The 15,846-nt window shown below is 63.4% G+C and carries 16 protein-coding genes and 1 tRNA gene; 11 read left to right on the forward strand and 6 right to left on the reverse strand.

Translation table 11 applies throughout. The features are described 5' to 3' along the window. Positions 1-106 precede the first annotated feature (106 nt). Complete coding sequence (locus tag AAD018_RS18210; protein ID WP_367316562.1) at positions 107-847, forward strand: M8 family metallopeptidase; 741 nt, start codon at positions 107-109, stop codon at positions 845-847. On the opposite strand, the gene lipB is transcribed toward AAD018_RS18210, so the two are convergent. Next, positions 810-1,484 carry a lipoyl(octanoyl) transferase LipB gene (gene lipB, locus AAD018_RS18215; RefSeq protein ID WP_367316563.1) on the reverse strand — a complete coding sequence of 225 codons (675 nt, stop codon included), beginning with the start codon at positions 1,482-1,484 and terminating at the stop codon, positions 810-812. The two genes, AAD018_RS18210 and lipB, sit on opposite strands and share 38 nt — an antisense overlap. 193 nt (positions 1,485-1,677) lie before the next feature. On the opposite strand from lipB, the gene AAD018_RS18220 reads away from it, so the two are divergent. From AAD018_RS18220 to AAD018_RS18235, 4 genes are all read left to right on the forward strand, one after another. Then, positions 1,678-1,764, forward strand: a tRNA-Leu gene (locus AAD018_RS18220). A 251-nt stretch (positions 1,765-2,015) separates the two neighbouring features. After that, a complete protein-coding gene (locus AAD018_RS18225; RefSeq protein WP_367316564.1) occupies positions 2,016-3,023 on the forward strand; it encodes an ABC transporter substrate-binding protein in 1,008 nt (335 codons plus the stop codon). Between the two features lie 40 nt (positions 3,024-3,063). Further along, complete coding sequence (locus AAD018_RS18230) at positions 3,064-3,855, forward strand: ABC transporter ATP-binding protein (RefSeq protein WP_367316565.1); 792 nt, start codon at positions 3,064-3,066, stop codon at positions 3,853-3,855. Continuing rightward, a complete protein-coding gene (locus tag AAD018_RS18235) occupies positions 3,852-4,604 on the forward strand; it encodes an ABC transporter permease (RefSeq protein ID WP_367316566.1) in 753 nt (250 codons plus the stop codon). The genes AAD018_RS18230 and AAD018_RS18235 overlap by 4 nt, the downstream gene beginning before the upstream one ends. Positions 4,605-4,613: 9 nt before the next feature. Here the strand turns inward: AAD018_RS18235 and AAD018_RS18240 are convergent, their stop codons facing one another. Then, positions 4,614-5,351 (reverse strand): N-acyl homoserine lactonase family protein, encoded by a 738-nt coding sequence (locus tag AAD018_RS18240; RefSeq protein ID WP_367316567.1) that lies wholly within the window; start codon positions 5,349-5,351, stop codon positions 4,614-4,616. A 156-nt stretch (positions 5,352-5,507) separates the two neighbouring features. Between AAD018_RS18240 and AAD018_RS18245 the strand changes: the two genes are divergently transcribed. From AAD018_RS18245 to AAD018_RS18270, 6 genes are all read left to right on the forward strand, one after another. Then, positions 5,508-6,617 carry an ABC transporter ATP-binding protein gene (locus AAD018_RS18245; RefSeq protein WP_367316568.1) on the forward strand — a complete coding sequence of 370 codons (1,110 nt, stop codon included), beginning with the start codon at positions 5,508-5,510 and terminating at the stop codon, positions 6,615-6,617. Between the two features lie 131 nt (positions 6,618-6,748). Further along, positions 6,749-7,858, forward strand: a complete 1,110-nt coding sequence (locus AAD018_RS18250) for an extracellular solute-binding protein (RefSeq protein WP_367316569.1) — start codon at positions 6,749-6,751, stop codon at positions 7,856-7,858. A gap of 61 nt (positions 7,859-7,919) precedes the next feature. Continuing rightward, entirely contained in the window at positions 7,920-8,207 is a 288-nt protein-coding gene (locus AAD018_RS18255; protein ID WP_367316570.1) for a DUF1330 domain-containing protein, read from the forward strand. Continuing rightward, complete coding sequence (locus AAD018_RS18260) at positions 8,207-9,901, forward strand: ABC transporter permease (RefSeq protein ID WP_367316571.1); 1,695 nt, start codon at positions 8,207-8,209, stop codon at positions 9,899-9,901. The genes AAD018_RS18255 and AAD018_RS18260 overlap by 1 nt, the downstream gene beginning before the upstream one ends. A 4-nt stretch (positions 9,902-9,905) precedes the next feature. Continuing rightward, entirely contained in the window at positions 9,906-10,799 is an 894-nt protein-coding gene (locus AAD018_RS18265; RefSeq protein WP_367316572.1) for an ABC transporter permease, read from the forward strand. 98 nt (positions 10,800-10,897) lie between these two features. Further along, on the forward strand, positions 10,898-11,959 hold the full coding sequence (locus tag AAD018_RS18270) for a Hint domain-containing protein (RefSeq protein WP_367316573.1): 1,062 nt from the start codon (positions 10,898-10,900) through the stop codon (positions 11,957-11,959). Positions 11,960-11,969: 10 nt separating this feature from the next. Here AAD018_RS18270 and AAD018_RS18275 read toward each other — a convergent pair whose 3' ends face one another. From AAD018_RS18275 to AAD018_RS18290, 4 genes are all read right to left on the reverse strand, one after another. After that, positions 11,970-12,899 (reverse strand): AEC family transporter, encoded by a 930-nt coding sequence (locus tag AAD018_RS18275; protein WP_367316574.1) that lies wholly within the window; start codon positions 12,897-12,899, stop codon positions 11,970-11,972. Between the two features lie 77 nt (positions 12,900-12,976). Next, positions 12,977-13,774 (reverse strand): MBL fold metallo-hydrolase, encoded by a 798-nt coding sequence (locus AAD018_RS18280; RefSeq protein ID WP_367316575.1) that lies wholly within the window; start codon positions 13,772-13,774, stop codon positions 12,977-12,979. Continuing rightward, positions 13,767-14,570 (reverse strand): TatD family hydrolase, encoded by an 804-nt coding sequence (locus AAD018_RS18285; RefSeq protein WP_367316576.1) that lies wholly within the window; start codon positions 14,568-14,570, stop codon positions 13,767-13,769. The genes AAD018_RS18280 and AAD018_RS18285 overlap by 8 nt, the downstream gene beginning before the upstream one ends. A gap of 9 nt (positions 14,571-14,579) precedes the next feature. Continuing rightward, on the reverse strand, positions 14,580-15,846 hold a 1,267-nt coding region (locus AAD018_RS18290), incomplete at its 5' end, for a DNA polymerase III subunit delta' (protein ID WP_367316577.1).

Here is a 15,846-nt window from a genome sequence, read left to right on the forward strand (position 1 = left end):
GCCCCGGATCCGCGCGGCAAAGCGACTTGTTGCCGATTTGTTCTTCTGGACTGGTCGCGGGGCGTTTGCGCGCTTTATGGTAGGTCTCTACCAGAAGGAGAGCGCGATGATCACAGTCCGGTTCAGCACGTCAACATCTGAAGCACGTCAGCAGGTCTTTCTGAGGGCCGGGGAGGTTTGGGACAGGGTTCTCAATACTGCCTTCGAGCCGGTCGAGGTGGATGGCGAGGCTTTGGACGGGCTGGTGATCGATGCGGCGGTGGAGCCGATCGACGGGCCCGAAGGCACGCTGGGACAGGCTGGGCCGACGGTTCTGAGACCGGGATCCGAGCTTCCGGTCAAGGGGATCATGCAGTTCGACGAGGCCGATATCACGCGGCTTGAAGAAGAAGGCAGCTTTGCCGATGTGATCCTGCACGAGATGGCCCATGTGCTGGGGTTCGGCACACTTTGGGCGCGTCAGGGGTTGATCGCGGGATCGGGGACGATGGATCCGCGCTTTATCGGTGAAGGAGCGGTGCGGGAATATGGCGGGCTTTCAGGCGACGAGGGCGCGGTGCCGATTGCCAATACAGGCGGGGCGGGCACGCGCGAGGGCCATTGGCGGGAGCTGGTCTTTGGCGACGAGCTGTTGACGGGGTTCTTGTCGGGCGAGGACCGGCCGCTGAGCCGGATGTCCGTCGCTTCGTTCGCGGATCTGGGATATAAAGTGGATCTGGCGGCGGCCGATGCGTTCGATCTGCCGTCCTTCCGGGAGCTGGCCCTGATGGGGATCACGGAAGCGGTGCGGACCTGCACGCTTTGCAAGGTCAGCCGGCCGATACCGATGGTTCTTGGAGCGCCGTGATCGAGGCCGCAAAGGTCCGTTTCAGAGCCGCGTCGAGATCTTCCATTGTTGCCGTGAGGCCGAGATCGGCGAGGCTGGTGACGCCGTGACCTTCGATGCCGCAAGGGACGATACCGTCGAAATGGCTGAGATCGGGGGAGACGTTGATCGAGAGGCCGTGGAAGCTGACCCATTTCCTGAGGCGAATGCCTAAGGCCGCGATCTTGTCGTCGCGCGGGGTGCCATCGGGCAAGGTTGGCTTGTCGGGGCGCGGGATCCAGACGCCGACGCGGCCGGGGCGGGTGGTGGCGACCAGATCGAACTCGGCGAGCGCGGCGATGACCCAGGCCTCGAGGCTTTGGACAAAGGCGCGGATATCGCGGCCTCGGGCCGCGACGTCGAGCATCACATAGGCGACACGCTGGCCGGGGCCGTGATAGGTGTATTGGCCGCCGCGCCGCGTCTCGTGGACCTCGAAGCGAGGATTACGCAGGTCCTTGGGATCGGCCGAAGTGCCGGAGGTGTAGAGCGGGGGGTGTTCGAGCAGCCAGATCGCCTCGGACGCGGTGCCGGCGCGGATAGCGGCAGCGCGCGCCTCCATCTCGGTCAGGGCGGCGTTGTACGGCGTCAAGCCGGGGGAGGTGATCCAGTCTACCATCAGGAGGGATGTGGCCGCTGAGGCGATGTTTGTAAATGGATGGAGGGTGACGCTCCTGCTGGCGCAGATCGCCCCACCCGCCATCCCTTGGGGCGAATTCCGGCGGGACGCGACGTGAGCCGGACCCGGGAGAAAAGAGGGCCTTCACAACCTCTGTGCCTTCGTCTAAAGAGCCGCGACTACCTGATCACGTGCGGTCGTGGCGGAATTGGTAGACGCGCAGCGTTGAGGTCGCTGTGGGGTAACACCCGTGGAAGTTCGAGTCTTCTCGACCGCACCATCCGGTTCCTATTACGACGGGCAGGCCGGGCCCGGCAGGTGGTTTTTCTCTTTTGATATGTGACGTGGGATGCGGGGTCTTTGGGCCGTGCCGTTCGTCCGAGTGCCTGAAAATTCGGCGGTCCGGCTGGAAAACAGGCAGATGCCTGGGCAAGTCGCATCTCGAGGACAGGACCTTTGGGGCGGAAGGCTGATTTCCCTAAGGCGATCCCGTACCGCATTGGGGCTGGTCTCCTTTTAAGAAAGAGAAATATGTTTCGTTTTGCACTGACTGCGGCAGCTTTTGCCGTGAGCGCTTCTGCGGCGCTCGCCCAGACCGAGATGCCGTTTGCGCTGGATTGGAAGTTCGAGGGGCCTGCCGCGCCCTATACGCTGGCCATCGATGAAGGGTTCTTTGACGATCAAGGCCTTAGGGTGACGATCACCGAAGGGGCCGGATCGCTCGATGCGATCCCGAAGGTTGCGACGGGGGCGTTTCCGGTGGGGTTTGCCGATATCAATTCGGTGATGCGGTTCATCGATCAGAATCCGGGCGCTCCGGTCGTGCCGGTGATGATGGTCTATGACAAGCCGCCTTTCGCCGTGGTGGGTCGGATCAGTCAGGGGGTCGAGACGCCCGCCGATCTGGAGGGCCGCACTCTGGGCGCGCCGCCGCCGGACGGGGCCTGGGCGCAGTTTCCGATCTTTGCCGCCGAAACGGGGCTCGATGTGGATGCGATCACGGTCGAGCCCGTGGGCTTTCCAACGCGTGAGCCGATGCTGGCGCAGGGCGAGGTCGATGCGGTGACGGGGTTCTCGTTTTCCTCGACGCTGAACCTGATCCGTTTGGGTGTGCCGGAAGAGGATATCTCGGTCCTGTTGATGGCCGATCACGGGCTGGAGCTTTATGGCAATGCGATCATTGTGAATACCGATTTCGCCGAGGCCAATCCCGAGGCGGTGACCGGGTTTCTGACTGGTGTGGCGATGGGCTGGCAGGCGGCCATCGATGATCCGGAGGCGGCGATCGCCTCGCTGGTCGAGCGCAACCCGGCGGCCGATGCGGAGCTTGAGCAGCGGCGTCTGCAATTGGCGGTCGAGACCAATGTGCTGACCGATGCCGTGCGTGAGGCCGGGATGGGATCGGTCGATCCCGGGCGGCTGGCGGCTGCGATCGAGCAGACGCGTCAGGTCTACGAGTTTCAGACCGAGCCGGATCCGAGCCTCTTTTTCGATGGCAGCTATCTGCCCGAGGGCGATGTGCTGATGCTGTCGGACTGAGTGGACCGGGGCCGTCTCGGCGGCCCCATTGGACCGATCCATGACCCCTTTGATCGAGATCACCGGCGTGCGGCACGCCTATGCGACGGAGGCCGGGCCGTTGCCGGTTCTGGACGGGCTGGAGCTGGCCGTTCCGGAGGGCGAGTTCTGCGCCGTTGTGGGACCGTCAGGGTGCGGGAAATCCACGCTGACGCGGCTGATCGCCGGTCTGATGCGGCCCGATGCGGGCGAGGTGCGGCTGGCCGGAGAGCGCGTGACCGGCCCCCGGCGATCCGTCGGGATGGCGTTTCAGAACCCGGTTTTGCTGGAATGGCGCACGATCCTCGACAATGTGATCCTGCCGCTCGAGATCGTGGCTCCGCGGATGGCGCGCCGGGATCGCGTGGCGCGGGCTGAAGAGCTGTTGAGCATGGTCGGGCTGGAGGGGTTCGAGGACAAGCGGCCCTCGGAGCTGTCAGGCGGGATGCGCCAGCGCGCCTCACTTTGCCGGTCGATTGTCCATAAACCGTCGGTCCTGATCCTGGATGAGCCGTTCGGGGCGCTTGATGCGTTCACGCGAGAGGATCTGTGGCAGACGATGCGGGATCTGCGGGCGGCCGAGCCGTTTACCACGGTTCTGATCACCCATGATCTGCGCGAGAGCGTCTTTCTAGGCGATCAGGTTGTCGTGCTGTCGGGGCGTCCGGCGCGCACGCAGCATGTGATGCGGGTGGATCTGCCTGCGGACCGAACGCTGGATGTGATGTATACGCCGCGTGTGGGCGAGATGCTGCATCTGCTGCGGGACGAGATCAAGATCGCGCAGGGGCGACCGGTGGAGCAGAGTGCATGATCCGCTCGGTCGGGGTCCCGGTTCTAGCGCTGGCGGTGTTCGTCGCGCTGTGGGAGCTGCTGGTCTGGGCGAATGGCTGGCCCGATTTCGTGATGGCCGCGCCGTCGGATCTGCCGGCGGCCTATATCCGGTTCTGGGATCTGTTCCTGCTCGGCGCATGGCAGACGCTGTGGCGGACAGTGCTGGGGCTGCTGCTTGCCGTGATCGTTGGCCTGTTGCTGGGGATGGTGATGGGCTTTTCACGGATCATGCGCGACGCGCTTTATCCGCTGCTGGTGGGGTTCAATGCGATCCCGAAAGCCACGCTGGTTCCAGTGCTGGCGCTGCTGTTCATCGGTCAGCACAACTTCAACACAGTGATGATGGCGTTCCTGATCTCGTTCTTTCCCATCGCGGTATCGGTCGGGATCGGGCTGTCGACGCTGGAGCCGGAATATCGTGATATCCTCCGATCGCTTGGGGCGTCGAAGGCGACGATCTTCTGGAAGATCGCGCTGCCAAAGACGCTGCCGGAGTTTTTCGGGGCGCTGAAAGTGTCGGTGACGCTGGCCTTTATCGGCACAAATCTGGTGGAGATCGTCTCGCCCCACGGGCGGGGGCTTGGGGCGCTCTTTCTGTCGGGGCAGACGAATTCGAACTATCCGCTGATGTTTGCCGTGCTGATCGCTTTGGCGGTGCTGGGGATCGCTCTTTATTACGCGGTGGTCTGGCTGGAGCGGACCTTTGCGGGTTGGGCGGAGCGGCGGTAGCGGCGCCTTTCAGAGGTAGAGATCGGGGACCTTGCGCAAGCTAGGCCATTGAGCCGGGTCATGGCCGTAGAGGATGACGGCGCCTTTCTTTTCGGCGATCTGAAGAAGGCGGGCGGCGGTTTGGCGTTCGCGGTCGGTGGCGAAGATTTCGGACGGGCGGGAGATCGCGTCGGAGGTCAGAAGGACGGAACCGGTTTGCGGCAGCTCGAGCAGGAGTGCGATCTGGCCGGGCGTATGACCGGGGGCCATCAGGACGCGTAGGCCCGCGGCGAGATCGGTGTCGCGTTCCAGTGCGAGGGTTTCGCGGTCCGGCCAGTCGAGTGGTTGGCGGTCTCCCCAATAAAGCGGGCGGGGCAAGGCGCGTTCAGCCGCCGACAGGATCAACGGGGCCTCAGGCGCGAAGGCGAGGTCTCCGATATGGTCGATATGGCTGTGGGTGAGGACGAGCAGATCGATATCGGCCTCGGTCAGGCCCGCCTTGGCGAGCTGGGCGGCGGGCGTGTTTTCGGCGGTGCAGGTCAGCACGGTTCCGAACGTGGTGAGGGCGTCGGCCTTGGAGGCAGCCTCGGGATCGGCGGCATAGGCGGGCGGGAAGCCGAGATCGACGAGGACGGCCTCGCCCGCATCGGTTTGGATCAGGTAGCCGCAGATGCCAATGGTGCGCGGCCCGTCATGGACGCGGAACAGCCCGTAATCGAGCAGGCCGAGGGAGATCGGGCGACCTTTGAGGAGAGGACGTGCGGACATCGGTTTGAATGCCAAAAGAGTTTGCACAGGGCTGTCAATGACCGGTCTTGCGGCGATGTGACCTTCTAGCGGGTTGCAAAGAGCGGTGCGCTTTGCTTTGCTGCAACGCTGACGCGGCACCTATAAGCCGCGCGGTCAAAGGGAGAGGTTGCCTTGGTGGCAGACGGTACGGCCCATGCCGGAACGGATGCGTTCGTCGAGTTCGAGCGGGTTCAAAAGAGTTACGACGGCGAAACGCTGGTCGTGAAGGATCTGAACCTGGCGATGCCCAAGGGTGAGTTTCTCACGATGCTTGGACCGTCGGGGTCCGGCAAGACGACGTGCCTGATGATGCTGGCGGGGTTCGAGACCGCGACGCATGGAGAGATCCGGCTGGACGGCTCTCCGATCAACAACATCCCTCCGCATAAACGCGGGATCGGGATGGTCTTTCAAAATTACGCGCTGTTCCCGCATATGAGCGTGGCCGAGAACCTGTCGTTTCCGCTTGAGGTGCGCCAGTTGGGCAAGTCCGAGCGGGAGGCGAAGATCCAGCGCGCGCTCGATATGGTGCAGATGGGAGAGTTCGGGGGGCGGCGCCCGGCGCAGCTGTCGGGCGGGCAGCAGCAGCGGGTCGCCCTGGCGCGGGCTTTGGTCTTTGAGCCGGAACTGGTTCTGATGGACGAGCCGCTTGGAGCATTGGACAAGCAGCTGCGCGAGAGTTTGCAGTTCGAGATCACCAATCTGGCGCATGAGCTGGGGATCACGACGGTCTACGTCACGCACGATCAGACGGAGGCGCTGACGATGAGCGACCGGGTCGCGGTTTTCGATGACGGGCGGATCCAGCAGCTGGCGCCGCCCGACGAGCTGTATGAAAGCCCGCAGAACAGTTTCGTGGCGCAGTTCATCGGTGAAAACAACACGCTGGAAGGCGTCGTTCAGGAACTGCGGGACGGGATCGCCATCGTGCGGCTCGACGATGGCGGGCTGATCGATGCGGTGCCGGTCAATGTGGCCGAGGTTGGAGAGCGAACGCTGGTTTCGATCCGGCCCGAACGTGTCGAGCACAAGCGCGACCGACTGTCGCCTGATGCCCATACGCTCAAGGCGGAGGTGTTGGAATTCATCTATATGGGCGATCAGTTCCGCACGCGGCTGCGGGTTGCCGGGCGGGACGATTTCATCGTCAAGAGTCGGAATGCCCAAGGACAGGACCGGTTGAGACCGGGCGAGACGATCGAGATCGGCTGGCTGCCCGAAGATGCGCGGGCGCTTGATGCCTGAGGGCGGGATTGTGCATATTTATGACAAGATGAAAGGGCCTGCCGCGCGCAGGTTCTGACCATTCGGTGCCCTCGACCCGGGCGGGGCGCGCCGACCAAATCGAACCGGGGACACGACAACAGGAGATATCGATGAAACTCAAGACAATCGCACTGACGAGCACGGCGCTGGGCTTTGCTGGCCTGGCCTTTGCCGAAGGCCATATGGCCGACGAGATGACGATCGTAAGCTGGGGCGGCGCCTATCAGACCAGCCAGCAGAAGGCCTATTCGGAGCCCTATGCCGCCGATACCGGGGTGAGCATCACCTGGGACGAAAGCTCGGCCGAGGCGACCGCGAAGATGCGGGCCATGGCGGAAGCCGGGAATATTACCTGGGATGTCGTCGATGTCGTCGCCGCCGATGCGATCCGGCTCTGCGACGAGGGTCTGGCGATGGAGATCGACCATGACGAGATGCTGGCCCCCGGCGATGACGGATCGACCGCGAGCGAGGACTTTGGCGAGCTGATCGTCAGCGACTGCTTCATCCCGCAGATCGTCTATTCGACGACCTTTGGCTATCGCACGGATGTGGCCGAATGGAACGGCGCGACCCCCGAGGATGTCTGCGCGGTCTTCGATCTGGAGACGTTCCCCGGCCAGCGGTCGCTGGAGCAGCGGCCCATCGCGAACCTCGAATGGGCGCTGATCTGTGATGGCGTGCCGATTGAGGAAGTCTATGACGTTCTGGAGACTGAGGAAGGGCAGGACCGCGCCTTTGCCAAGCTCGATACGATCAAGGACAACGTGATCTGGTGGACCGCCGGTGCCGAGACGCCGCAGCTTCTGGCCGATGGCGAAGTGGTGCTGGGTTCGACCTATAACGGGCGCCTCTTCTCGGCGATCGAGGAGCAGGACCAGCCGATCGCGATGCTGTGGGATTGGCAGATGTTCGATCTGGACGGTTGGATCATTCCCGCCGGTCTGTCCGAAGAGCGGGAAGCGCGCGCGCTTGATTTCGTGCGCTTTGCGACCGACACCCAGCGGCTGGCCGATCAGGCGAAGTATATCTCCTACGGTCCGGCGCGTCAGTCGTCGGCCCCTCTGGTCGGGCAGCATGCGGAGCTGGGCATCGATATGGCGCCCCATATGCCGACCGATCCGGCCAATGCGGAGAACACGTTCCTCTTCAACTACGAATGGTGGGCGGATTATCGCGACGATCTGGATGCGCGTTTCCAGTCGTGGCTCGCGCAATAAGAGCTATCGGGGCGGTCCAGCGGGCCGCCCCTTTTCTTCAGACGACAGGACGGAGACGGACATGCCCAAGGGCTATATCATCGGACATATCACCGTGAACGATCCCGAGGCCTACAAGGAATATGTGGAGCGCGATACGCCGATCCTCGAGGGTCTTGGCGGGCGGTTCATCGTCCGGGGCGGTTCGTCCGAAGCGCCGGAGGGGGCGCTTTACGACCGGCATGTCGTCATCGAATTTCCAAGTTACGAGATGGCCAAGGCGGCCTATCACGATCCAGATTATCAGGAGGTCGTGAAGATCCGGCACCGCACGGCCGACAGCCGCATCGTCATCGTGGAAGGCACCTGATGTCGGATACGGCCACCGGTCCCGATCAGTTCACTGGCGCGACGCCGGACAATGCCCTGCGCAATGCCGAGCGGGCGGAGGGGCCGATGCTGGCCGCCGATGGACGCCCCTTGAAAGCGTCGCTGGCGCGGTCGCTCAGGCGGTCCAAGCTGCGGGCGCTGCTGCTGATCGCGCCGCTTTTGCTGTTCATTCTGCTCACGTTCATTGCGCCGATCGCCGATATGCTTTTCCGGTCGGTCGAGAACCAGATCGTGAGCGAGACGCTGCCGCGTACCGTGATTGCGCTGGACGAATGGGACGGCGAGACCGTGCCGGGCGAGCCGGTCTTTCTGGCGCTGGCGGGCGATCTGAACATCGCGGTTGAGCGCAAGGCCCATACGCGGCTGGGCAGCCGATTGAATTACGAGATGACGGGAATATCCTCGCTGTTCCGCAAGACCGGGCGCGGGGTGGACGAGATCGGCGAGACCGCAATGGCGCAGGTCGTCGGCGTCAATGCCGTGTGGGAGGAGCCCGCGACGTGGGTAACTTTGATGGCCGATCCCGACTGGATCGAGGCGCAGGCCGAGTGGGCGGCGGAGGAGGGCGAGGGGGCCGAGCCGCGCTTTCGGCTGAGCGATGCGGCACGGGACGCTTTGCCGCTAAGCTCGGATCTTTATCAGGCCTTTGCGCGGACGCTCCAGATCGAGGATGAGGACAGCCCGACCGAGGAAGAGCCATGGCCGGTCGTCTATCGCGCGCTGGTCGAGGATCTGGCGGCTTTGGAGACGATCCCGGAGGAGATCGCGGCGACAGATGTGCCGCTGGCCTCGTTGCAGGACGCAGCGAGCGATTTTCTGACCGAGGATGTCAGCGCCGCGTTTCTCGATATCGACGAGGACTGGGCCAGCCCCGAGGTCTGGGGGACGATCGAGGCCTATTCCGATCGCTACACCGCGGGCTATTTTCTGCGCGCGACCGACCGGCAACTCACATCGACCGGTGTCGAGCGCCAACCCGAGAACCAGCGGATCTATGGCACGCTATTTTTGCGCACGATGTGGATGAGCCTGCTGATTACCGGCTCGTGTATTCTGCTGGGCTATCCCATTGCATGGCTTCTGGCCAACCTTCCCGCAAGAAGCGCGAACCTTCTGATGATCCTTGTTCTGCTGCCGTTCTGGACATCGCTTCTGGTGCGCACGAGCGCGTGGAAGGTGCTGCTGCAGCAACAGGGGGTCATCAACGATATCCTCGTCTGGAGCGGGATTTTGGATAATGCGAACCGGCTGGTAATGATCAACAATGCCACCGGCACGGTGATTGCGATGACGCATATCCTTTTGCCGTTCATGATCTTGCCGCTTTATTCGGTGATGAAGACGATCAACCCGTCCTTCCTGCGCGCGGCCAAGTCGCTGGGGGCCACGAACTGGACCGCGTTCTGGCGGGTCTATTTCCCGCTGAGCGTGCCGGGGATCGGGGCGGGGTCGATCCTCGTCTTCATTCTGGCCATCGGCTATTACATCACGCCGGAACTGGTGGGCGGCACCAAGGGTGTCTTTATCTCCAATCGGATCGCCTATCACATCTCGACCTCGCTCAATTGGGGTCTGGCAGCAGCATTGGGGTCGATCCTGCTGGCGCTGGTTCTGGTGCTTTACTGGCTTTACGACCGGATCGTGGGCATCGACAACGTGAAGCTGGGGGGCTGAGGATATGGCACTGGCACCTTATGCGACGACCGGGCAGCGGATCTGGCATTACGGCTTTCGCGTCCTTTGCGGGCTGATCTTCTTTTTCCTGATCGCGCCGATCCTCGTCATCATCCCGCTGAGCTTCAACGCGCAGGATTTCTTTACCTTCACGCCAAAGATGCTGGCTCTGGACCCGGAGGGATACTCTCTCAAGCATTACGAGGATTTTTTCACCAGCAATGACTGGCAGCAGGCGATGTGGAACTCGCTGAAGATCGCGCCTGCCGCGACGCTGATTTCAGTGAGCCTCGGCACGCTCGCGGCTATCGGTCTGAGCCAGAGCCATGTGCCGTTCCGGGGCACGATCATGGCGATCCTGATTTCGCCGATGATCGTGCCGCTGATCATCTCGGCGACGGGTATGTATTTCTTCTACTCCAACCCCTACATTCCGGTCCCTTTCTTGGGTCGGGTAGAGCTGCCGTTCACGTTGACCGGCACATATACCGGGGTTGTTCTGGCCCATGCGGCGCTGGGGATTCCCTTTGTCATCATCACGGTGACGGCGACGCTGATCGGGTTCGACCGGTCGCTGACGCGGGCTGCGGCCAATCTGGGGGCGGGGCCGGTGCGGACCTTCTTCAAAGTGCAGATGCCGTTGATCCTGCCCGGGGTCGTGTCTGGCGGGCTTTTTGCGTTTATTACGTCGTTCGACGAAGTGGTGGTCGTGCTTTTCGTGGGGTCGGCAAGTCAGACGACCTTGCCTTGGCAGATGTTCACCGGACTACGCGAGCAGATTTCGCCGACGATCCTCGCGGTGGCCACGCTTCTCGTCATCATCTCGATCCTTCTACTGACGATGTTGGAGGTTTTGCGTCGACGCTCGGAACGGTTGAGGGGACTGTCGCCGAGTTGAACGATTTGCCGTAGCGTCGCCTTAGTTGGGCCTTTTCAGGACCATTCGGATGTGATTATTCCCGAGACCCAAGCTGACCTTGCGTAACGAGTGCCGAGATGCCGAACTACACGATCTATGTCCTCGATGAGGCTGATATCACGCTGACGAACAGCGATGGGACGGCCGAGAATCTCGATGGTGTGAACCAGGGGGACGGCTCGCATTTGGTGGGTGATACGCTGACGCTGGGCGGGTCCAACTGGATGCCGACCGAGATTTCGGACGACGACGCCAACTTTTCCGACAATGACACGCGGGGCACGACGGCCCAGACGTTGGTCAACGAGACGAGCCTGGACGGATCGACCTTCAGCGCCGGATCCAAGGTGGAGGCGGAGTATTCCTTTGTCGTCACCGACGGGACTTTCGACAGCGAGGGCAATCCGGTCACGTGGACGCTGGTCGGGTTCAACATTGCGACGACGAACCCATCTTACGGGACGGTCGAGGGTCTCGCCTTTATCGGAGGGCCGGGCGGTTTTCCTCCGGTCGGTGTGCCGCTGACGGTGGTATCGGCGGCAGAGGGCCCTAATTTCCCGGCGGCGGATTACGCGACGCCGATCTGCTTTGGCGCAGGCACGCTGATCGAGACCGAGCGTGGCCCGATGCCAATTGAGGAGATCGAGGTCGGTATGCGCGTGCGGACGCGCGATAATGGGTTTCAGACGGTGCGCTGGCACGGTGTGCGGCGCTTTGCGGCGATCGGGTCGATGGCGCCCATCGTCTTCAAGCCGGGCGTGATCGGGAACGAGCGCGAGCTGGTCCTGTCGCCGCAGCACCGGGTCCGGGTCTCCGGCTGGAAGGCGGAGCTTCTTTTCGGCGAGATCGAGGCGTTGGTGCCTGCGGTCCATTTCCTCAATGACGATACGGTCACGCGCCGTCTTGGCGGCACGGTCGAGTATCACCACCTGATGTTCGACCGCCATCAGATCATCTTTGCCGAAGGGGCGGAGGCGGAGAGCCTGCATCCCGGGATCCGCACGCTCGATAAGCTCGATGCGGCAGCACGGGCGGAATTGCTTGAGATCTTTTCCGAGATCGCCGAGGTCGAGGGGGCATATGGTCCGTCGGTTCATCCCAGCCTGAAAGGCTTTGAGGCGCGGGCCTTTCTCGCCTAAGGAGCGCCTGTCAGGGCAGGATCGCGAGCCAAAGCCAGACCGTCAGGATCGACAATCCGGTTCCGATCAGGACGCTGGACGCCGCGACCCGTCGGGCGCGTCCATACATATCGGCAAAGATATAGGCATTGATGCCCGGTGCCATCGCCGCCGTCACGACGGCGGAGCGGAAGGCGTCGCGGCCCAGACCTGTGAAGCCTCCCATCGTCCAGGTGATGGCGGGGTGCAGGATCAGTCCGATGGCGCAAACGGCGAGGATCAGGCGCAGATCGCCTTCGGGCTTGTAGCGGTAAAGCACGCCGCCCAGACCGAAAAGCGCGGCCGGCAGGGCGGTCCGGGCCAGCAGGTCGATGGCGTCGGTGACGGGCCGAGGCAGGGTGAGGCCTGACAGGTTGACGATGAGGCCTGCGGTGATCCCGAGGATCAGGGCGTTGCGGAACATGGCCTTGAGGACGGTCAGAGGCAGGCGGGCACTGGGTGTGCCGCGCGCTTTGACGATCTCCATCACCGTAATGCCGAGGCCGTAGCAGAACGGGGAGTGGAGCGCGATGATGGCGAAGTTCGCCTCGAGCGCTTGAGCGCCGTAGGCGCGTTCGGTGATGGGAAGACCGAGCAGAAGCGAGTTCGAGAAGAGACAGCAAAAGCCGATGGCCACACAATCTTCCCATTCGCGTCCCGCGAGCAGGCGCGCGCCGAAGAGCCCTGCGAGAAAGCCCGCGGTGGCGCCAAGATAGAAGCTGAAGAGGAGGGCGGGGTCGAAATTCGACTGCAGATCGAGGGTGGAGATCGCGCGGAAGAGCAAACAGGGGATAGCAAAGCCTTGGGTGAACTTCATCAACCCGTCGACGCCGCTATCCGAGAACCAGCCCATCCGGACCGCGCCATAGCCCGCACCGATCAGCAGGAAGACCGGCAGGATGACGACCGTCAGCGCCGCCATGTCAGGCGGAGCGCTGGCTGAAGGCGCGGATGCCTCCGGCGGAGGTATTTAGGGCAAGATGAGGATGAGGTCGGTGCTTAGAGATCATGGCAGAGGGTCAGGCCATCATAGGCAGGGCGCACGTTTTCGGGTGTTTCGGCCAGCACCGTCTCGTAGTCGAGATCGATATGCATGTTGGTCAGGATCGCCTCTTTCGGGGCCATCTTTTCGATCCAATCCAGTGACTTGGCGAGATGGGCATGGGTCGGATGCGGATCGCGGCGCAAGGCGTCGAGAATCCAGGTATCGAGGTTCTGGAGAGCAGGCCACGCGGCGTCGGGAATGTCGGAGACATCCGGCAGATAGGCCACGTCTCCGATACGAAAGCCGAGCGCGTCGATGGCGCCGTGATCGACTTCGAACGGGGTAAGGGTGATCTCTCCGCCTGCGCCATCAATGGTCACGGGACCATCGATCGTGTTGAGATCGAGGATCGGCGGATAGGGGGAGCCCTTGGGCTGTACGAAGGCGTAGCCGAAGCGAGAGAGCAGGTCGTTCTGGGTCGCGCCATCGGCCCAGACCGGCAGGCGTTTGCGCATGTTGAAGACGATCATCCGAAGATCGTCGAGACCGTGGACATGATCGGCATGCGAATGGGTGTAGATGACGGCGTCAAGCTCTCCGATATCGGCATCGAGGAGTTGGGCGCGCAGATCGGGAGAGGTGTCGATCAGTGCGCGGGTGGTGCCAGTGGCGCCTGTTTGCTCGATGAGGAGAGAGCAGCGGCGGCGGCGGTTCTTCGGGTTGTCCGGATCGCAGGCGCCCCAGTGACCCCCGAGCCTCGGGACGCCGCCGGACGAGCCGCAGCCGAGAATGGTGAAGCGGCGCTCAGCCATCGGGGCTCCAGGCGGCGGCTTTCGCGAATAGGCGGTCGAAGTTGGCCTCGGTTCGGGCGGCGAAACCGGCGTAGTCCAGCTCGAAAAGTTCGGCGGCCCGGGCGGCGGTATGGGCTGTATATGCCGGCTCGTTGCGCCTGCCGCGATGGGGCGGGGGCGCGAGATAGGGGCTGTCGGTCTCGACGAGGATCCGGTCGAGCGGGGCGGTTTTGAAGATCTCGCGCAGCTCGGTGCTTTTTGGGAAAGCAGCGATGCCGGACATGGAGAGATAGAAGCCCAGATCAAGGGCGGCTTGCGCCAGATCGGGACCGGAGGAAAAGCAGTGCATGACGCAGGAATAGGGGCCTGCCTGATGCTCTTCGGTCAGGATCCGCGCCATGTCCTCGTCTGCGGCGCGGGCGTGGATGATGAGCGGCAGGCCGGTTTGGCGGGCCGCTTCAATATGAAGGCGCAGGCTCTCTTGCTGCAGATCCTTGGTGTCGGCCGTGTAGTGGTAGTCGAGCCCAGTCTCTCCGATGCCGACGAATTTCGGGTGCTTTGCTAGGGGTTTGAGTTGATCCACGGTGGCCATCGGCTCGTCCGCGACGCTCATCGGGTGGGTGCCTGCGGCGTAGAAGACGGGGGCGTGCGCCTCGGACAGGGTGCGGACCTGCGGCTCGAGCCGGAGCTTGGTGCAGATCGTGACCATGCGGGTCACGCCCGCCTCGGCAGCGCGTGCGATAAGGGCGCCGTGTTCGCCGTCGAAATCGGGGAAATCGAGGTGGCAATGGCTGTCGGTGATCGGGGGCTGGGACAAGACGGCTCCTCAGGCGGCGAGACGGTGGGCCGTCTGTTCGATCCTAAAGGCCATATCGAGGATCACCTGAGCAGGGTCAAGGTTGACCGCCTGCGCGTGACGGACGCGGGAGGAAAGGTCTTCGGCCAGCGCGGCCCATTGGCGGGCGGCGCGGGCATCGGGGCTGAGCTTTTGCAGCAGCAGCGCTTCGCCTGGGGCGGCCTGCGCGGCGGGCGGGCCGGTGAGCCCCGCGCGGGCAATGCGGGCCATCGCAATTTCGGTCAGGTCGAGGAGCAGGTCGAAACGGGGGGCGTTCTTCGCGCCGGTCGCACTTTCGGCGAGTTTGAGCAGAGCGGGCCGGTCGAGATTTGGCAGGCCGGTCAGAAGCTTGACCAGATCGGCATAGAGCGGCAAGCCATCCATCGCCAGAAGGCGGATCGCGTCACCGACGGATCCTGCGGTCAGGGCCGCGAGGGCGGGCGATTCCTCGCTGGCGAAGCCTGCCTGCGCGAGGGCCGCTGCCGTATCCTCGGGCGAGAGCGGGGCGAGGCGCAGCGTCCGGCAGCGAGAGCGGATCGTCGGCAAAAGGCGCGAGGGCTGATGCGAGATCAGAAGCAGCGTGGTACTGACAGGCGGTTCTTCGAGCAGCTTGAGGAGTGCGTTGGCAGCCTGGTTCGTCATCTCATCGGCGCTGTCCACGATAACGGCCCGGTGGCCCCCGTCGGCGGCGGACATCGAGAAGAAGCCTTTGAGAGCGCGCACCTCGTCGACGCCGATGGCGGATTTCAGACGCTTGGTCTTGCCGTCGTAGCTGCGCCGGAGGAGGAAGAGGCGCGGATGACTGCCCGCGAGGAGAAGACGGCGGTCCGGGTGATCCAAGGGAATCTCGAGCGCCGGACTTTCTGTGAAAAGCGCTTGTGCATCAGTGACTTGTCCTGCAAGGAGCGCCGCTGCGATCTTCCAGGCGAGGGTCGCCTTGCCGATGCCGCGAGGACCGGTGAGAAGCCAGCCATGGTGCAGCCTGCCCGATCCCATGGCGCCCAGAAAGGCCGCCTCTGCCTCGGATTGGCCGAACAGCGTTTCGGTCTCCCTGGGGTGAGGGGCGCTGGGGATTTGGGTCGGATCGGGGAGGAGGTCGTCGGTCATGTCCCGCCATGGATAGCGGGATGGACCGGAGGCGGGAAGGGGGATCGGCGGGAATTGAGACAGGCGGGGCCGGTGGTCGTCTTGGCCCGAGCGGCGGGCACGTTGAGCGCGCTGGATTTGAGTATTTATGGCCAGATGAAGCGGGGGGGGG

Source organism: Aestuariibius insulae (genome assembly GCF_040783535.2).
GTDB lineage: Bacteria > Pseudomonadota > Alphaproteobacteria > Rhodobacterales > Rhodobacteraceae > Aestuariibius > Aestuariibius insulae.

Excerpts from the sequence above, each read along its gene's own strand:
- AAD018_RS18210 (WP_367316562.1), top strand. The coding sequence starts at position 107 with ATGATCACAGTCCGGTTCAGCACGTCAACATCTGAAGCACGTCAGCAG.
- lipB (WP_367316563.1), bottom strand. The coding sequence starts at position 1,484 with ATGGTAGACTGGATCACCTCCCCCGGCTTGACGCCGTACAACGCCGCC.
- AAD018_RS18225 (WP_367316564.1), top strand. The coding sequence starts at position 2,016 with ATGTTTCGTTTTGCACTGACTGCGGCAGCTTTTGCCGTGAGCGCTTCT.
- AAD018_RS18230 (WP_367316565.1), top strand. The coding sequence starts at position 3,064 with ATGACCCCTTTGATCGAGATCACCGGCGTGCGGCACGCCTATGCGACG.
- AAD018_RS18235 (WP_367316566.1), top strand. The coding sequence starts at position 3,852 with ATGATCCGCTCGGTCGGGGTCCCGGTTCTAGCGCTGGCGGTGTTCGTC.
- AAD018_RS18240 (WP_367316567.1), bottom strand. The coding sequence starts at position 5,351 with ATGTCCGCACGTCCTCTCCTCAAAGGTCGCCCGATCTCCCTCGGCCTG.
- AAD018_RS18250 (WP_367316569.1), top strand. The coding sequence starts at position 6,749 with ATGAAACTCAAGACAATCGCACTGACGAGCACGGCGCTGGGCTTTGCT.
- AAD018_RS18255 (WP_367316570.1), top strand. The coding sequence starts at position 7,920 with ATGCCCAAGGGCTATATCATCGGACATATCACCGTGAACGATCCCGAG.
- AAD018_RS18260 (WP_367316571.1), top strand. The coding sequence starts at position 8,207 with ATGTCGGATACGGCCACCGGTCCCGATCAGTTCACTGGCGCGACGCCG.
- AAD018_RS18265 (WP_367316572.1), top strand. The coding sequence starts at position 9,906 with ATGGCACTGGCACCTTATGCGACGACCGGGCAGCGGATCTGGCATTAC.
- AAD018_RS18270 (WP_367316573.1), top strand. The coding sequence starts at position 10,898 with ATGCCGAACTACACGATCTATGTCCTCGATGAGGCTGATATCACGCTG.
- AAD018_RS18275 (WP_367316574.1), bottom strand. The coding sequence starts at position 12,899 with ATGGCGGCGCTGACGGTCGTCATCCTGCCGGTCTTCCTGCTGATCGGT.
- AAD018_RS18280 (WP_367316575.1), bottom strand. The coding sequence starts at position 13,774 with ATGGCTGAGCGCCGCTTCACCATTCTCGGCTGCGGCTCGTCCGGCGGC.